Source organism: Pseudomonas sp. YQ_5 (assembly GCF_043103305.1).
In the GTDB taxonomy this organism is placed as follows: domain Bacteria; phylum Pseudomonadota; class Gammaproteobacteria; order Pseudomonadales; family Pseudomonadaceae; genus Aquipseudomonas; species Aquipseudomonas putida_Y.
In genome coordinates this window covers 463,576-479,732 of sequence record NZ_JBICJS010000044.1, presented here as the reverse complement: position 1 = coordinate 479,732, position 16,157 = coordinate 463,576, and the positions used below count along the sequence as shown (strand labels likewise).

Below are 16,157 nucleotides of genomic sequence, written 5' to 3'. Positions count from 1 at the left end.
TGCAAAAGATGTGTTGGAAACTGGGCCGGCGGGACAAGGCCAACTAAGGCTCTCTATAATGTTTTTAAAAACGGTGATCTAGTTGATGGAGAAATATTTAGCAACTAACTTGCGTGGTGACTTTCGAGATGCGTTGTTAGGTTTTATGGCCGCCATGTGCGAGTGGGAGACGTTGGGCTACAAAAAAAGTTTGGAAGCTTTTTCGGACGATTCATTAGGAGAAGCCCTTGATCGAAGCGTGAAAAGTGATCTTTTGAAAATTTTTAAAAAATATGTCGTAGACGAAGGTCGCAACTATGATCGCGTGGAAAATATAGTATGTGGCAGATATCCTGAATATGATTTAGTTAATGATGAGGTTGAGGTGTGTGAGAGCAATGGAAGTACAGTGTCTGTTATTATCAGGAAGAAAACAGGGCTGTGTGCTTCCTTTAGGTTAACTTTTATCATGGACGGTGAGACATGCAAGGTCAGCAGGCGAGATCTGCAAAATGGGGAGAAGTGGCAGAGAACTTATGTTTAGTGGGGTGCGATAGAGTATCTGACTGTCGGCGAGGTGGAACAGAACCTTCGATTCCAGGGCCAGTACTTGGATAGCGAAACGGAACTGCGCTATAACAAGTTTGGCTACTACGATCCGAAAGTCGGTAGATACATAAGTTGTCCAATCATGCAGCAATGCGGGCAGGGGAAGTGAATATTCATACACGAATACGGCAAAAAACGACTGGTCCAAAGCGGATTACCAAAAGGCTATCCACGGAGTCATGGTTGATGAGAGAAAGGGTCTGTGCGCAGGTTAAACGATGCTGAATAAAGGTTCTGTTAGAGGGTCAGATTGTGGCTAAAAACTTTATACTTTCCATTTCAGATGATTATCCTGAGAGTTATTGGCTGAAGATAAAGATGTTGTCAGGTGAAGAATCTGGGGTTTTTAAAGATGGCGTGGCTGTTAGCAAGGATATAAAAGTCTGCTTCGAGGGATCAAAAAGGGTCAGTGTCTCCAAACTACTGAGCTATGATTTTTTTTACAGTGATGGGCCCAATTTGATTTCGCCGCGGCTCTACGAATTAATGAAGGCAGAAAATATTTCTGGTGTTCAGTTTGTGGATGCGAATCTACTGATAGGTGAGGTTTCCTATGCTGGTTACAAAGTGTTAAATGTGACTGATAAGTCTCCAGTTTTTAACTTGAAATAGTCCGTTAGCGAACCCTTGCTTAGCTATCTTCCAGATGGTCCTAGATGGTTCAGCAAGATAGTTTTGGATGATGAGACAATACTTTCTAGTGATGTCGTTAGGGCTGAAGAGGAAAGCCCCGTAATTGTGGTGACTGCTCGCGTCAAGTCTATTTTTGAAAATGCCTCGGTTCGCGGAGTGCAGTTTAAGGATTAGATATCTTGTCTTCGAGTTTTTCGAGAATTACTTTCTGCACAAATTTTGTTGTAAGCGTTTGGTGGCATAATCTTTAACGGTGAAGGATGGTTTTGATAGCGGGGTTTAATAGCGCCTCGGTTCAAGATATTGTTAATAATAAAAGCTGTAGAAATTGCCCTTCGGAACCAGGAGGTAAACATGGAACGTTTCCTGTCTCTATAGCGTCGAAGGCAAAAGAATTTGGTTTTACCGATAAAGAAATTAAGGGGGCGACGGTGCCGACTAGATATGTTACTTTTGTTGGTGTGACAGACAAACATGGTAGTCCTGTACCGGACGACCTGCACCATGATAGTAGAGCGGGAAGGCTGCTCCATAATAATTTAATTAAAGAATTGAATGGCGCGCAAAGCAAGGCCCAAGCGCTTAGCGTAATCGATCCAGATCACAGCAAGTCCATGAAGCCAGGAGCATGCTAAATGAATTCTTATGATATTGAGCGGTATGAAAAAATTCATGTTTGGGTAGGTGTAAATTTCTCTTCGGAGGATGACTACCTAAAGTATTTCGAGTTGGACTATTCTGTGGATTTGGATGATCCGGCATACAAGGTTTGTGGGTTTTGCAGAGATATTGGTGTGAGATGGTATGACGAGGATTTCATCGGGATCATCCCAAGGAAAGCGGAGGAGGTGAGTTTAGATGAAATCTTGATTGAATCTGCGGTTGACTCCAGTTGTATTGAGGATTTAAAGGCAGAGTGCTTGAGGCTTGGTGTTGCTAAGGCTAATGCAATTTTTTGGTACTCCGATGGCGGTACGAATATTTCCAAGCCCCTAAAGTCGAATTATAATGGCTTGAAGTATGCGGGATTATATGAAGGTGAATGATAAGCTCGACATAGGTGCCGAGGTGCCTGGGGTTGGCGTTCTGTGTCAGTATTTTTAGTGTTCGGATCTGATTTTGGATGTGCAGGTATGTGTTATTGATTTAAAACCTCTGTTGCAGATATTAAGATGCTAAAGATGTAATCTTTAATAACTAATGGGTTAGTTGACTCTGCCGCGGTATAGGTAGAGGCAATGTTTTTCTTCTACTGCATATGACCGTGAGAATCGGCTGGTTAAAGCTGAAATGTATGTCAGTGGCAGACTGGAGGGGCACCGGGCAGTACCGGTATGACAGCCTGGGACGGCGGGTGGCCAAGCGGGCTGAAATCAATGGTGAGGTTTAGCAGAAGCGCTTTCTCTGGCAAGGCATTGCGAATGCTGCACGCAGAGACGCCTGGGCAGAACACCTGTACCTGTACGAGCCGGGTAGCTATGGCCGTTGGCGCGGGTTGATCAGGCTGAAGGGAAAGAACAGAAGGTCTATTACTTCCATACGGATCAGATTGGTACGCCGTTGGAGTTGACGGACAGCAACGGCAAGATCGTTTGGCAGGCAACGTATCGGTCTTGGGGCGCGATAGAAACTTTGTCGATCAAACAGGTCAGACCAGAATCTGAGTTATCCAAGGCAGTACAATGAGGATGAATCCTGGCTACATTATAATACCTTTCGGGACTATGACCCTGATGTGGCACTATTCATTACGCAAGATCCAATAGGCTTACTAGGTAGTTCAAACCTTTACAATAATGCGCCCAGTTCCTCGGGCTGGCTTAACCCATTAGGTTCGTGTGTGAGGACTAATGGTGTGACAGGGCCGGCAGGTCAACGCCTAAAAGCAACCGCAATCATCACTTTAAACGATGTGAATCAAGGTGGTGGAGCAACTAACGCCACGTCCAGAGCGTGGGCTCGAATGATGTGGAACTCTGATGATGATACAGTGCATTTAATTGGCAGGCTTTTAGATTGGGGAGTGGTAATGACGGCGTGCACCCTCTGTTAAAGGGGGCTAATCGTAGCCAATCTAAAGTATTTGAAGCGCAAATTGCTAATGTCATTAAGAAAAAATGGCGTTGTGGATGTAGAGCTAAACTTCGTGTATGGTAATGGTGGCAAGCGATCGACTTTCATAACCTATGACGCACATCGTCAAGGTGAGAATATCCTTGAAGGTGTTTTAGGGAATTAACATGACCAAGGAAAATGTAGTGATGACCCCTCCTGGTGAACTGATAGCTTTCATGAGGGAAATGAACTGCTGGGAGATTGAGTTTTTTGATCAGCGTAAAAAAAATCTGGTTCAGGGAGTAGAAGATCTTGAGCTAAAAGATAAATACGCAAGAAAGCTTGAAGAAATACTTGATAGATATTCAGTCAAGGATAAATTTAACTACGGGCGCCTCATGGATCTTGGGTGCACTAAGCCTGCCACTTATGATCCTGCGACTGATGAGTTAGAGCTTCTGGGTGGTGATGAAAAAATGCTGACAGTTCGAGTGCAGCAAACTAAAGGTGCTGAAACGTGCTCCAAGATGTATTTAGTGTCTAAAGGTGGCTACTGGAAAATAAAGAAAAAAGAAGTTTTAAGCTTTGATGATAGATGGCGTCGTTCTCCGCTGTAAGGATTCGTGCTTTTGGTTTGAAAGAAGTTTTAATTGGTTTGTTTGTTATGTGGTTTCGTTTATGTAATCGCCTGGGGAGAACTATCATCTTCTTGCAAATTCTTATTTTGTATGTGATCTGACTAGCGTAACTAATGCGCGTAATCAGACCACCCACGCTGGAGCGCAAGCCCGACGGCGAAGTGCAGCGCATCAGCCACCCGGACGACACCACGGAAACCTTTACCTGCAGCGTCTACAGAGTCGCTACGAGTACGACAGGGCCATTCGCCTGACCGCGTTGGTCAACGAGAACAATTGGTTGTCGATGATGTCGAACTGAACAGGAGAGTGCAATGAATTGGCAGGCATTAGAGAGCACGGCTTTAACCTTGGTGACAAAAGCTCTGCAAGATTTGAGTGTGGAACATCCGGATGAGCAGTTCTACGCTTGCGCGCTTTATACGGATAGTAGCGCTATGACCATGGCGGTTGCGGTTAATTCCGTTGAGGCACTTGAGGAGAAACTTAAGGGGGAAGGTGAAGAAGAGCGTGAAGAGTTGATGCCCTACTATAAGTGGGCTTCTTCAGAATGGAAATACGAGGGGTGGAAGGGGGAGTATTTCAAAGATATTTGTAAGGACCTGAGAGAGGCAAGTGACCGAAGCGATATCTTACGTTTTAAAGAAAGGCTGCTCTCGCTCATGGTTAATGTTTTAAGCTCTCTGCGTAGGGAAGGTTTCTTTTCATGCTTTAAGATTCAGGAGCCGATGCTATTTGTCACTGTTACGGATGATGATGGTGCAGAAGAGCTTGAAAATAAAACAGCTGAACTGCTCAACTCTTCGGAAGAATATAACTATTTTATCAGAAGATTTGATGGGTGAGCGCTGTTGCTGGGGCGCTTAATGGCGGGCGGGCTACACAAAATCGCGAGCATAGTATCGGGCATCAACATTCGGCTTTGTATTTGGTGAGAGCGCTCACGGCCGGCTGAGCGCGGTGATCAACCGCAACGGCGACCCCGTGCGCAGCTTCAGCAACGCCGAGGGCCTGATGGCGACCCACAACGCCCTGGACCTGGGCTGGCATTATCGCTGGGAAACCCAAGGCGGAAATGCCGAGCGGCCGGAGCTCCACACGCTGTGCGAGCGTGGAACCTGCCGGATGGGCGCAAGGTCAATCAGCCGTACTATGGCAGCGGTCACTTGCACCAGCTGAACCTGGATGGGCAGGTGACCAGTGACATGGAGCGCGACGTCCTGCACCGGGAGGTGTACCTGTCCGAGCCGGGTAGCTATGCGCCGTTGGCGCGGGTTGATCAGGTTGAAGGGGGAAGGGCAGAAGGTCTATTACTTCCATACGGACCAGGTTGGTACGCCGCTGGAACTGACGGACAGAGACGGCACAATCGTTAAGGGCAGTATTTTGATAGTGAAATCAATCTTAACTATAATACTCTTCTTTATTATGGTCCTGAAACTGAGATGTTCATTACTTAGGAACCAATTGGGCTTGAAGGCGGTAGTAATTTTTATAAATATGGGCCGGAACCCACTGGGTGTGTTGATCCGCTAGGGCTGGTAAGCTGCAGGAAAGCCTTGCTGCCGCGCGCCATGACAGATTTGAGGGTTTAAAATGCTGGATTTTCAAAACCTGATTGATGAAATTGGGCGTGCGAACTTTTTTTCTAAGATGGGGGAGGTGGCTGATAAATTTGAAAATGTTATATATATAGAGAGCGTGTTTAAGGTCTTTGTTGAACCGGTAGAGGCTGAATTTCTTGGTGCTTATGAAGACCTTGAGTGGTTACCGACCACTCCCACTCAAGATGATCCGTTCAAGTTTTTTCCGAAGCCGCCTAAGGATTTGCTTGATCTTAGGCTTGGAGTAAGTAAAGCTGTACTGAAGTCGGTAAGGAATGTCCCCAAAGATAAGTTCTTGTCGGGTGCGCATGACTTTAGTGTGGCTGCTAGAAACGCGGCTTGTTTTGCGTTTCGCCAGTATGTCTCTGAGTGCTACTATGGGGAAGACAGTGTCTGGTTGAGGGTGGTTGAGTTATATTGTTCTGGCAGATGGCCCGTTGGATATTCAAAGGATAAATTGATTGTTATCTAGATTGGTTTTTGGAGCGGGCGTTTGTAATGGGGGCTTTAGGTTGCTGGTGTTGGGGTGGGGAACGTTTTCAATAGATACATCCAAGTGTCTATGTTGACCCGCTGGGCTTTCATTTGGATCCGGCAAGGGAACACATAATGCGATTGCAACTTTGTACGACAGCAGCGGCAATGTGAAAGGCGACTGGTGTTTGGCAACGTGGAAATATGACGCCAGATGAGGCAGCAGTAGGGGTTTCAAAGAACACCCTCGCTACTCATGCAGTATCTGGTTCTGGGGCGGTTAGGGATGTAGGGTTCTATGAATAATTTCGTCGCGTCAAGCATCGAGTGCTATGAAGAAAACGATGTTTTAGTGGTTGCCATTGGTGAGGGCGGTGTTGATCCTGTAAATTATCTGATAATGACTCGCTTAGATGATGAAGATAATTTGAGTGTTGATGATGGTATTGGGTTGCAAGTTTCGGGCGCAACCTATGAAATGGCGGGCGCTATAAAAAAATTAGTCTTGGAGGAAAGTGGTCTTAGGGTTGAGGTCAAGCCGCCGTTCATTGATAGCTTGGGTGGTTCAAGCATCCTTGTGAAATTTGATGAAGGAGTTTTAGAGCTGGCAGGGCGGATTTCTTCCTTGCGAGAAGCGTTGCAGGAACTTTTTAATGGTAGCGCAGTTGAGTTGGTTGTTTAGAATGGTTTGTCTTATGTGTTGAACAACTAAATAGCGGTAAAATTTTGCTGTTAGGAGGTGGTCGTGATTCCTGATAAATTTAAGGATTTGCTTGGGATTTTAAAATCTAAGCTTGATATGGGGCTTTCTGAAAGTACAGGCATGCAGCGCATAACAAGCGAAGAAGTAAAATGGTCTAGGGGGCCAAGCCTTTCTATATTGCCTTATGGGTTGGAACTGGCTGGGGTGACTCCGTCTCCCATGCTAAGCGCTGAGCCAAAGAATAAAAAAAATTGCTTTAAGTTCTATTATTCTGAGCAGCATGGCCTTTATAAGTCTGATATATATGGTGTGAACTCTACAGTAATAGAGGCTGAGATATATCAGGTGGAGGGGCAGTCGACCTATTCAGTCCGCTTTGACGATGAAGGAAAGGCTATTAGGGCGTCTGGGGTCATATTTGAGAATCGAGTCCCAGATATATCATGCCGCCTGGAGGACGATGGTGAATATTGGTGCTATGAATATAGGTGTGAAGCAGCACGGATAGTATCAATGCTTGCTTATGCAAGCAATAGTGCTCCTGGTACAGAAATATTCATTGAGCGAGATGGCGAAAGCGTGGTTGGCTTGTATTTTTACGACAAAAATTCAAAAGTGCACCTTTACAAAGTCTAGCTGTCGAATTTATGCGTGATTGTTTGTTGTGTCTCAGGTGTAGAAGTGCCATGAAGAGGTTGCGGATGACGTCGCTTAAGGTTTATGAGTGGGAAGAAAGAATAAAAACAAGTTATAAAAAAATAAAAAGCGGGGATATATTTTGCTTCGCATTAGGCTCCAAAAAATATGGGGTTGGTCGCATTATGACCCCAAATAGCCTTGGCCATGTAGTGGAGATTTTTGACAAGGTTCTTACTGTTCCTGTGGTTGATTCAGTTTCTTTCGAGCGCTTGGGTGACCCTGTCATATTAGATTCTTATTCGCTTTTTGATCGTAAGGCTGAGGGTGACTGGAGAATTGTTGCTTACGAATCGGATTATAGGCCGTCAAATCAAGAGTCGGTGAGGTATGTGTACGGCGTGGCTGATAATGTGAGGCTTGTTGATATTTTTGATAATGAGACCTCTTTGACGGGAAGTAAGCGTGACTACCCGTCCTATTCCCCGATGGGCGACAAAGACGTGAAAGAAATGTTTCGGTATTTTGGCTGAAGATTTAAGTTGATCTTTAATGGTGTGTGTTCTTCTGGCTCTGCTGCCTTTAAGTGGGTCCAGCAAAAGCGTTTAATTAAGTCTGTTGAGGGCGCCGTTGTAGGCTTTGTACGAAAAGAGATTCTCCAGAATTTCCCTAATGGTATTTTCGAATGAATAATACTAAGCAACAAGTATCATCCCGGTTGTTCGCTTGAATTAAACAGCGGTAAACTCTCCAACTGCCTCGGCGTTAACGTCGCTGCTGGTAGTCTATGCTTACGATTCGATCCATCGTCGTCACCAGTACGACCCGACGGATAATCGCAGCCTCAACTACTTGTAATATGGCTGCGGGCATCTGCACCAGTTGAACCTGGGTGAACATCGTCCTACCCAATCATGCAAGCATTCACACCAATGCTTATAAGTAGATCGTCTGGACGATATAGATAAGAGTGGTGACTTCTTGAGCGTGTTGGATATGATCGATTCTGAAATTGCCCATGGAATATATTCTGGATTGGACAAAGCATGAATAACTTGAAAGATCTTGAAGGAAGATATTTAAAGATTGAATCTCGAGCAGAGGAGGTCCTGTCTTCTTGTTTGTCTGAGGCTTTATCCAGAGCGAGAAAAATAGTAATAAGCAAGGGGACGTTATATAACGTCATCCCATATGAGATCGAGCGGGCCGGCTTTAAGAAAGGGAAAGTTTTAAAGAAAATTCCAGTTCATATTAAAAATACTCATCTGTATCATTTGGATGAGTATGACAAGGTGATCTTTGTTGAGATTTATGGGTAGTCTGAAAATATCATCAATAAGGAGTTCTATCGCTATAGTGGCGGATGTATTGAGCGGATCTGTTTTGCCAGTAGCGGAAAGCTCAGGAATGTTTCGACTTCATTGCTTGAAGAGGGCGCGGTGGTGAAAAGCATGAATTGGGGCCAGTACGGATGTAGTGAGTCAAATTATGTCTACGTTGATTCTCGCCTAGAAAAAATACATGTTCGGCAAAAAGAGCATGTTGAATCTGTATTTAGTGACTTCGACGTGAATTTCAAATATGAGTCCGGCGAGTTGGTGAGTATAATAAATGTCTTTCCTAATGGTTATGAAGAACAGCGATTTCCTTGATATAAATGCAAGGCCCAGACCTCACAGTTGCAGTGTACTTCGCGTGAGCAGCCGCCAGAACGCCAAGGGCCAGCGGCTTCGCTACGAGTACGACAAGGCCTTGCGCCTGGCCGCACTGGTCAACGAGAACAACGGCACGTACAGCCTTGCCTACGACGCTTCGACCAGCTCAGCGAAGAAGTGCCGGTGGATAACCTGACCCGGCGTTTCAGTTTCAACGTCGGTGGACATCTCGCGCGGCTGTGTGCGCGACGCCTATTCGGTGACCGCCAGTTGCGTTTCAAGCGACGCCTGGTGGAAAGCGCAGCGCCTTGCAACGGCCGCTGGATCAGGCGCCGGTGGAGCGGGTGTCGAGCTTGCACCTGAGCAGCTTGGCGACCACTGTGAGTGAAGTGCAGCGGGCCTTGGCACCATGAGTGCTTCTGCACGGGCCTTTTAACAGCACGAGGCTGCTCCAGACATGGCCACTCTTGGCGCTCGGCAGGGGGGCGAGAGGTACGACCTGGAGTTCGTGTTTGTGCCGAGACCGGGCGCCGCCCCTGCGGCACTCAGTCTCAAACACATCCCACATCTCAAGCCATACGCTCGATCAGCGCCCACAACGCCGCATCATTGAAATCATCGACAACCAGCCTGGCTCCCGCTGCCAGCAACCGCTCCGGCGTCTGCGTCGTGGCCACGCCCACGGTAAAGATCCCCGCGCTACTGGCCGCGGCCGTCCCCGGCAATGAGTCCTCGAAGGCCAGCGCTTGCCCGGCCTCGGCACCCAGCCGCTGCAGGCCGGTGAGGTAGGGCAGCGGGTCAGGTTTGGGCCGTGCCAGCTCTTCGGCCACCAGCACATGTTCAAAGTGCTGGCCAAGGCCCATGGCGTTCAGCATGTGCTCGGCGTTCAGCCGCGGTGCGTTGGTCACCACACACATGCCGATGTCATGGGCCTGGGCATGCTCCAGCAGGCGCAACAGGCCCGGCATCGGTTCAAGCGACGGCGACATTGCGCGGAACAGCGCTTCCTTGCGGTCGGCCAACGCCTGGCACTGTTCGACACTGGCGCCGCTGAACAGCTCGGCGAACAGCTCGCCGTTGGCGCGGCCGCTGACCTGGGCATCGAACTGCGCCTGGCTCAGCTCGCGGCCATCGTGTTCACGCAGCAGTTGGCGAAAGGCCTGCAGGTGCAGGGTGTCAGTGTCGGTGAGGGTACCGTCAAGGTCGAACAGCAGGGCGGTCAGCATGGGATATCCAGATGAAAAAACACAAGCCAAGGGATCATAACCAAAGCTGACGACGAAGGGGGCTGTTCAGCGTGCTCCGAAAAGAGTACAAATGTGCTCCATGGACACTCTTACCCCCAAACGCCGCGCCATTTTCGAATTCATCCGTGAGCGCATTGCCGAGCATGGTCAGCCGCCGAGCCTGGCGGATATCGCCACGCGCTTCGGTTTTGCCTCGCGCAGCGTTGCACGCAAGCACATCACCGCCCTGTGCCAGGCCGGTTACATCGATGTCACGCCAAACCAGGCCCGGGGCATACGCCTGGCCGAACCACTGCGTCGACCAGAAATCCTCGAAGTACCCGTGCTGGGCCAGGTGGCGGCAGGTGCCCCCATCGGCCCGGACCTGGACATCCACGAGCAGTTGCTGCTCGACCCCAGCCTGTTCCGCCGTACCCCCGACTACCTGCTGAAGGTGCGGGGCGACTCGATGATCGGCGACGGCATCTTTGACGGTGACCTGGTCGGCATCCTGCAACAGGCCGACGCCCGCGACGGGCAAATCGTGGTTGCGCGCCTGGACGGCGAAGTGACCATCAAGCGCCTGCAACGCCAAGGCGGCACTTACCGGCTGTTGCCACGCAACCCAGCCTATGCGCCGATCGATGTGCAGCCCGAACAGGACTTTTTCATCGAAGGCGTGTTTTGCGGCTTGCTGAGGCGTGACTGATGGGCGCCGTGGTCGACCTCGACAGGCTGCTGGAACAGCGCCGGGTATGGCGCGGCCGGCAGGCCCAGGCGCGACCGCTCGGGCTGCAGCCCACCGGCCATGCGGCACTCGACGAACGTTTGCCGGAAGGTGGCTGGCCAGCGGCAGCACTGAGCGAGCTGTTGCTGGCCAACCCCGGCTGTGGCGAATTGCAGTTGCTGTGGCCAACCCTCGCCCGGCTGAGCGCAGAAGCCAGCAGAGTGGTGCTGGTGGCTCCACCTTTCATCCCCTATGCACCGGCCTGGCAGGCAGCGGGGGTGGACCTGCGCTGGCTGGTACAGGTGGATGCCGAGCCTGCCGATGCCCTGTGGGCTGCAGAGCAGTGCCTGCGCTCGGGCAGTTGCGCGGCGGTGCTGTGCTGGCCGGAGCGTGCCGATGACCGCGCCCTGCGGCGCTTGCAGGTAGCGGCCGAAACCGGGCAGGCACTGGCGTTCGCCTGCAGGCCGCAGCAGGCGTCGCACAACCCTTCACCCGCAGCGCTGCGCATTGCAGTCGACACACGCCCGGCGCAATGGCGCGTGCTGAAAAGCCGGGGTGGCATGCCTCCAGCGCTGCCTATTCCCTGCCCGGGGCGGGGCTGATGCACCATGCTCTGGGCCTGCATCCTGCTCCCGCAGCTTGCGCTGGACACCGTCCTGCGTGAGCGTGACGACCCTGACACGCCTTTGGTGCTGATTGGCGGGCCGACCCAGCGTCGCCTGTTGCAGGCAGTCAATCCGGCGGCCGCTGCACTGGGCCTGCGGGCCGGGCAAACCCTGACCGCAGCGCGTGCCTTGGCTGATGGCTTCACCTGTGTCGAAGCCGACCCCAAACGCATCGATCAGGTGCAGCAGCTGTTGGCGGCCTGGGCCTACCGCTTCAGCGCCCAGGTCAGCCTGCATTACCCACGGGCGCTGCTGCTGGAAGTGGGTTCCAGCCTGCAACTATTCGGGCCCTGGCCCTTGTTCGAGGCGCGTCTGCGTCAGGAGCTGGCAGAACTGGGCCTGCGTCAACGCATTGTCCTGGCCAGCAACCCGGTGGCTGCTCGCATGCTCGCCAATGGCCACGATGGCCTGGCCGTGGGCGATGTCGACGCCACCCGAGCGGCGCTGCTTGGCATGCCCATCACGCGCGTCGGCCTGCCGGCAGAGGCGGCCGAAGCGTTTGCCCGCATGGGCTTGCACCAGCTGGGCCAGGTTTTGGCCTTGCCGCGCGATACCTTGGCCAGGCGCTTTGCGGCCCAGGTGCAGCTGCACCTCGATCAGTTGCTCGGCCTGCGCAACCTGGGGCTGGATTTCTACCAGCCACCGGACCGTTTCGAAACCCGGCTGGAACTCAACTTCGACGTCGAGTCGCACCAGGCGCTGTTGTTCCCGCTGCGGCGCATGCTCAACGACCTTGCTGCCTTTCTGGCCGGGCGAGACTGTGGCGTGCAGCGCTTCTGCCTGCATCTGGAGCACGCCGAGGGGCCGGATACCCTGCTCAAGGTGGGCCTGCTGGCGGCGGAACGCGATGCTGCGATGCTGTTCGAGCTGGCCCGCGCGCGCCTTGAGCCGCTGCGCATACCCGCACCGGTGCGCAACCTGCGGCTGGTTGCCGAAGACTTGCCACCCTTCGTGCCACAGCATCAGGCGTTGTTCGACCCGCGGGCGCAACAGGCGCAACCCTGGGCGCAGTTGCGTGAGCGGCTGCGCGCCCGCCTGGGGGATGAGGCCGTCAAGGGGCTTGGCGCAGCAGCCGATCACCGCCCCGAATGCGCCTGGCACTTGGTAGAGCAGGGTGCCCAAGGCAACATGCCGGTTGCACCGGGCAGCCGCCCGGGCTGGCTGTTGTCGGCACCGATCGCGCTGGATGACGCCGCCTACCAGGTGCAGGGCTACGCCGAACGTATCGAATCAGGTTGGTGGGATGGCGGCGATGTGCGGCGCGACTACTACCGCATCGAAACCCGTGACGGCTTGCGCGGCTGGGCCTACCGCGACCTGAGCCAGGCCGGCCCGCTTTGGCTGCAGGGTTGGTTCGCATGAACACCCCGGGTTATGCCGAGCTGCATTGCCTTTCCAACTTCAGCTTCCAGCGCGGTGCATCGAGCGCCGACGAGCTGTTCCGGCGTGCGCGCGAGCAGGGCTACCAGGCGTTGGCGATCACTGACGAATGCACGCTGGCCGGTATCGTGCGCGCCTGGCAGGCAGCCAAGGTGCACCAGTTGCGGCTGATCGTTGGCAGCGAGGTGCAACTGTGCGACGGGCCCAAGCTGGTGCTGCTGGTCGAGAACCTGACCGGCTACCAGAACCTGTGCGCCCTGATCACCCGTGCCCGCCGGCGGGCAGAGAAGGGTGCGTACCAGCTGTTTCGTGATGACCTGTTGCTGCACCACCAAGGCCTGCTGGCCCTGTGGGTGGCCGCTGACAGTGGCGATACCGCTACCGGCGCGTGGCTGCGCAGTGTGTTCGCTGAGCGCCTGTGGCTGGCCGTGCATCTGCACCGGGGCAGTGACGATGCCATGCGCCTGCAACGGTTGCAGGCGCTGGCGGCTGATGTAGGCATTCGCACCGTGGCCTGTGGCGACGTGCACATGCACGTGCGTGGCCGCCGTGCCTTGCAGGACTGCATGACCGCCATCCGCCAGCATTGCCAGGTGAGCGAGGCCGGGCGCTTTCTGTTTGCCAATGGTGAACGGCACCTGCGCAGCCAGGCGCAACTGGCCGAGCTGTATCCGCTCGACCTGCTGGCCGAGACCCTGGTCATTGCCCGGCGCTGCCAGTTTGACCTGAGCGAACTGAGCTACCAGTACCCACGCGAACTGGTGCCCGAGGGGCATACCCCGGCAAGCTGGCTGCGCGAATTGTGCGAGCAAGGCATGCCGCTGCGCTGGCCAGGCGGGCCAAGTGGCAAAGTGCGGGATGTGCTTGCCAAGGAACTGGGGCTGATCGAAGAGCTGGGCTACGAAAGTTACTTCCTGACAGTGCACGACATTGTCGCCTTCGCCCGCAGCCAGCGCATCCTATGCCAGGGCCGGGGGTCGGCAGCCAACTCGGTGGTATGCTTCGTGCTGGGCATCACCGAGCTTGACCCCATGAAACACCACCTGCTGTTCGAGCGCTTCCTGTCGCGCGAGCGCAACGAGCCGCCGGACATCGACGTGGACTTCGAGCACGACCGGCGCGAGGAGGTGATCCAGTATGTGTTCCGTCGCTATGGCCGACACCGGGCGGCGCTCACTGCGGTAGTCAACACCTACCATGCCGCCGGTGCGGTGCGGGATGTGGCGCGGGTGCTGGGGCTACCCGCCGACCAGGTGGATGCCCTGGCCAAATGTTGTGGCCGCTGGAGCGATCGCATACCCGATGACCAGCGCCTGGCAGAAGCCGGTTTCGAAGCGGGCAGCCCTTCGTTGCGGCGGGTGCTGGTGCTGGCCGGCGAACTGATCGGCTTCCCTCGGCACCTGTCACAGCACCCGGGCGGTTTTGTCATCTCCCAGCAACCGCTCGACCAGCTGGTGCCGGTGGAGAATGCCGCGATGCCGGAGCGCACGGTGATCCAGTGGGACAAGGATGACCTGGACATGGTCGGCCTGCTCAAGGTCGACGTACTGGCGTTGGGCATGCTCAGCGCCTTGCGCCGCTGCTTCGACCTGCTGCAACACCACCGTGGCCGGCACCTGACCCTGGCGACCATCCCCAGCGAAGACCCGGCCACCTACGCCATGATCAGCCGTGCCGAGACCATGGGCGTGTTCCAGATCGAGTCACGCGCGCAAATGGCCATGTTGCCGCGGCTGCAGCCCCAAAAGTTCTACGACCTGGTCATCGAGGTCGCCATCGTCCGCCCCGGGCCGATTCAGGGTGACATGGTGCACCCGTACCTGCGCCGGCGCTTGAAGCAGGAGCCGGTGACGTATCCGTCGCCGCAACTGAAGGAAGTGTTCGAACGTACCTTGGGCGTGCCGCTGTTCCAGGAGCAGGTGATGGAACTGGCGATGGTCGCGGCCGACTATACCCCGGGCGAGGCTGACCAGTTGCGCCGCAGCATGGCAGCCTGGAAGCGCCACGGCGGGCTGGAACCGCACCGCGAACGGCTGGTGCAGGGCATGTTGCGCAATGGTTACACGCTGGCGTTTGCCGAGCGCATCTTTGAGCAGATCAAGGGGTTTGGCAGCTATGGCTTCCCTGAGTCGCATGCGGCCAGCTTTGCCTTGCTGTGCTATGCCAGCAGTTGGCTGAAGTGCCATGAGCCGGCGATTTTCACCTGTGCGTTGGTCAACAGTTGGCCGATGGGCTTCTACAGCCCTGATCAGCTGCTGCAAGAGGCTCGCCGCCAAGGTATCGAGGTTCGGCCGGTTGATGTCTGCCACAGCGACTGGGACTGCACCCTGGAGCCTGATGCTGAAGGCACCCTGGCCATTCGCATGGGGCTGCGGCTGGTGCGTGGCCTGGCCGAAGCCGATGCCAGGCGCGTGCAGCAGGCGAGGGCGCAGCGGCCGTGGCGCAACGTCGAAGACCTATGCCTGCGCGCCGGCCTGGACGCTCGGGCCCGTGCCCGCCTGGCTGATGGCGGGGCGCTGCGCGCCTTGGCCAGCGATCGGCATCAGGCGCGCTGGCAGGTGGCGGCGGTGCAGCCGCAGCTGCCGTTGTTCGCCGATGTGCAGGCCTTGCCTGAAGAACCGGTGCAATTGCCCGTGCCAACCGTGGGCGAGGACCTGATGGCCGATTATCAAACCCTCGGCACTACGCTTGGCCCACATCCACTGGCCCTGTTGCGCGCTCGTCTGAGGGCACTGGGGTGTCGCAGCTCCAGTGAATTACAGGGTGTGGAGCATGGCGACAACATTGCTGTGGCCGGGCTGGTGGTGGGCCGGCAACGGCCTCAAACCGCCAGCGGTGTGACCTTCGTTACCCTGGAGGACGAACATGGCATGGTCAACGTGGTGGTGTGGCGTGCGCTGGCCGAACGGCAGCGGCGGGCGCTGGTGGGTTCGCAGTTGCTCAAGGTCAGTGGGCGGCTGGAGCAGGAGAATGGGGTGCGGCACCTGATTGCTCGGCGGTTGGAGGATGTGAGTCCGCTGCTGCAAGGGCTGGATGTACGCAGCCGGGATTTCCACTGAAACCCCAACGCTCTGTACTTGCGCGGTCCCTGTGGGAGCGGGCGAGCCCGCGAAGCAGCCACCGCGTTGCAGGGCACCGGCCTTGCCGGTGTTCGCGGGCATGCCCGCGCCCAC

The 16,157-nt window shown here is 54.3% G+C and carries 15 protein-coding genes and 8 pseudogenes; 22 read left to right on the top strand and 1 reads right to left on the bottom strand.

All coding sequences use genetic code 11. From position 1 onward, the window contains the following. Positions 1-85: 85 nt before the first annotated feature. The 18 genes and pseudogenes from ACF8EA_RS10470 to ACF8EA_RS10385 all read left to right on the top strand — a co-directional run. Positions 86-661: pseudogene (locus ACF8EA_RS10470) on the top strand (NTF2 fold immunity protein); the annotation flags it as partial. 179 nt (positions 662-840) lie between these two features. Beyond that, a complete protein-coding gene (locus tag ACF8EA_RS10465) occupies positions 841-1,200 on the top strand; it encodes a hypothetical protein (protein ID WP_392521930.1) in 360 nt (119 codons plus the stop codon). A gap of 656 nt (positions 1,201-1,856) precedes the next feature. Beyond that, positions 1,857-2,267 (top strand): immunity 22 family protein, encoded by a 411-nt coding sequence (locus ACF8EA_RS10460; protein WP_103462531.1) that lies wholly within the window; start codon positions 1,857-1,859, stop codon positions 2,265-2,267. A 208-nt stretch (positions 2,268-2,475) separates the two neighbouring features. Further along, positions 2,476-3,061, top strand: a pseudogene (locus tag ACF8EA_RS10455) (RHS domain-containing protein); the annotation flags it as partial. A 400-nt stretch (positions 3,062-3,461) separates the two neighbouring features. Further along, positions 3,462-3,893: an NTF2 fold immunity protein gene (locus ACF8EA_RS10450; protein ID WP_392521929.1), complete on the top strand. Its 432-nt coding sequence runs from the start codon at positions 3,462-3,464 to the stop codon at positions 3,891-3,893. Positions 3,894-4,011: 118 nt separating this feature from the next. Further along, positions 4,012-4,191: pseudogene (locus ACF8EA_RS10445) on the top strand (hypothetical protein); the annotation flags it as partial. A 37-nt stretch (positions 4,192-4,228) separates the two neighbouring features. After that, on the top strand, positions 4,229-4,759 hold the full coding sequence (locus ACF8EA_RS10440; protein ID WP_392521928.1) for a DUF4303 domain-containing protein: 531 nt from the start codon (positions 4,229-4,231) through the stop codon (positions 4,757-4,759). 115 nt (positions 4,760-4,874) lie between these two features. Then, positions 4,875-5,093 (top strand): hypothetical protein, encoded by a 219-nt coding sequence (locus ACF8EA_RS10435; protein ID WP_021785043.1) that lies wholly within the window; start codon positions 4,875-4,877, stop codon positions 5,091-5,093. After that, positions 5,033-5,509 (top strand): annotated as a pseudogene (locus ACF8EA_RS10430) (RHS repeat-associated core domain-containing protein); the annotation flags it as partial. The gene ACF8EA_RS10435 and the pseudogene ACF8EA_RS10430, both read left to right, overlap by 61 nt. Before the next feature lies 1 nt (position 5,510). Further along, entirely contained in the window at positions 5,511-5,990 is a 480-nt protein-coding gene (locus tag ACF8EA_RS10425; RefSeq protein ID WP_021785045.1) for a hypothetical protein, read from the top strand. 121 nt (positions 5,991-6,111) lie between these two features. Next, positions 6,112-6,210 (top strand): annotated as a pseudogene (locus tag ACF8EA_RS10420) (hypothetical protein); the annotation flags it as partial. After that, positions 6,194-6,298 (top strand): annotated as a pseudogene (locus ACF8EA_RS10415) (hypothetical protein); the annotation flags it as partial. The pseudogenes ACF8EA_RS10420 and ACF8EA_RS10415, both read left to right, overlap by 17 nt. Further along, positions 6,291-6,674, top strand: a complete 384-nt coding sequence (locus tag ACF8EA_RS10410) for a hypothetical protein (RefSeq protein WP_103444362.1) — start codon at positions 6,291-6,293, stop codon at positions 6,672-6,674. The pseudogene ACF8EA_RS10415 and the gene ACF8EA_RS10410, both read left to right, overlap by 8 nt. A gap of 63 nt (positions 6,675-6,737) precedes the next feature. After that, entirely contained in the window at positions 6,738-7,331 is a 594-nt protein-coding gene (locus ACF8EA_RS10405; protein ID WP_392521927.1) for a hypothetical protein, read from the top strand. Positions 7,332-7,396: 65 nt separating this feature from the next. Further along, entirely contained in the window at positions 7,397-7,864 is a 468-nt protein-coding gene (locus ACF8EA_RS10400; protein WP_028697001.1) for an Imm26 family immunity protein, read from the top strand. A gap of 513 nt (positions 7,865-8,377) precedes the next feature. Then, on the top strand, positions 8,378-8,650 hold the full coding sequence (locus ACF8EA_RS10395) for a hypothetical protein (protein ID WP_275967251.1): 273 nt from the start codon (positions 8,378-8,380) through the stop codon (positions 8,648-8,650). 379 nt (positions 8,651-9,029) lie between these two features. Further along, positions 9,030-9,226, top strand: a pseudogene (locus ACF8EA_RS10390) (hypothetical protein); the annotation flags it as partial. Between the two features lie 65 nt (positions 9,227-9,291). After that, positions 9,292-9,399 (top strand): annotated as a pseudogene (locus tag ACF8EA_RS10385) (IclR family transcriptional regulator); the annotation flags it as partial. A gap of 156 nt (positions 9,400-9,555) precedes the next feature. Here the strand turns inward: ACF8EA_RS10385 and ACF8EA_RS10380 are convergent. Further along, on the bottom strand, positions 9,556-10,212 hold the full coding sequence (locus ACF8EA_RS10380; protein WP_021785052.1) for an HAD family phosphatase: 657 nt from the start codon (positions 10,210-10,212) through the stop codon (positions 9,556-9,558). A 91-nt stretch (positions 10,213-10,303) separates the two neighbouring features. Between ACF8EA_RS10380 and lexA the strand changes: the two genes are divergently transcribed. The 4 genes from lexA to ACF8EA_RS10360 are packed head-to-tail and all read left to right on the top strand — an operon-like array spanning position 10,304 to position 16,043. Next, the gene (gene lexA, locus ACF8EA_RS10375) at positions 10,304-10,921 is read left to right on the top strand and encodes a transcriptional repressor LexA (protein ID WP_021785053.1); all 618 of its coding nucleotides are present in this window, start codon (positions 10,304-10,306) and stop codon (positions 10,919-10,921) included. Next, positions 10,921-11,541 (top strand): translesion DNA synthesis-associated protein ImuA, encoded by a 621-nt coding sequence (imuA, locus tag ACF8EA_RS10370; RefSeq protein ID WP_021785054.1) that lies wholly within the window; start codon positions 10,921-10,923, stop codon positions 11,539-11,541. Before lexA ends, imuA begins: the two co-directional genes overlap by 1 nt. Before the next feature lie 6 nt (positions 11,542-11,547). Beyond that, a complete protein-coding gene (locus ACF8EA_RS10365) occupies positions 11,548-12,966 on the top strand; it encodes a DNA polymerase Y family protein (RefSeq protein ID WP_021785055.1) in 1,419 nt (472 codons plus the stop codon). Next, on the top strand, positions 12,963-16,043 hold the full coding sequence (locus ACF8EA_RS10360) for an error-prone DNA polymerase (protein WP_392521926.1): 3,081 nt from the start codon (positions 12,963-12,965) through the stop codon (positions 16,041-16,043). Before ACF8EA_RS10365 ends, ACF8EA_RS10360 begins: the two co-directional genes overlap by 4 nt. Positions 16,044-16,157 lie beyond the last annotated feature (114 nt).

Coding starts and splice junctions, on each gene's coding strand:
- ACF8EA_RS10425 (WP_021785045.1), top strand. CDS start 5,511: ATGCTGGATTTTCAAAACCTGATTGATGAAATTGGGCGTGCGAACTTT.
- ACF8EA_RS10395 (WP_275967251.1), top strand. CDS start 8,378: ATGAATAACTTGAAAGATCTTGAAGGAAGATATTTAAAGATTGAATCT.
- imuA (WP_021785054.1), top strand. CDS start 10,921: ATGGGCGCCGTGGTCGACCTCGACAGGCTGCTGGAACAGCGCCGGGTA.
- ACF8EA_RS10460 (WP_103462531.1), top strand. CDS start 1,857: ATGAATTCTTATGATATTGAGCGGTATGAAAAAATTCATGTTTGGGTA.
- ACF8EA_RS10410 (WP_103444362.1), top strand. CDS start 6,291: ATGAATAATTTCGTCGCGTCAAGCATCGAGTGCTATGAAGAAAACGAT.
- ACF8EA_RS10360 (WP_392521926.1), top strand. CDS start 12,963: ATGAACACCCCGGGTTATGCCGAGCTGCATTGCCTTTCCAACTTCAGC.
- ACF8EA_RS10400 (WP_028697001.1), top strand. CDS start 7,397: ATGACGTCGCTTAAGGTTTATGAGTGGGAAGAAAGAATAAAAACAAGT.
- lexA (WP_021785053.1), top strand. CDS start 10,304: ATGTGCTCCATGGACACTCTTACCCCCAAACGCCGCGCCATTTTCGAA.
- ACF8EA_RS10450 (WP_392521929.1), top strand. CDS start 3,462: ATGACCAAGGAAAATGTAGTGATGACCCCTCCTGGTGAACTGATAGCT.
- ACF8EA_RS10365 (WP_021785055.1), top strand. CDS start 11,548: ATGCTCTGGGCCTGCATCCTGCTCCCGCAGCTTGCGCTGGACACCGTC.
- ACF8EA_RS10380 (WP_021785052.1), bottom strand. CDS start 10,212: ATGCTGACCGCCCTGCTGTTCGACCTTGACGGTACCCTCACCGACACT.
- ACF8EA_RS10440 (WP_392521928.1), top strand. CDS start 4,229: ATGAATTGGCAGGCATTAGAGAGCACGGCTTTAACCTTGGTGACAAAA.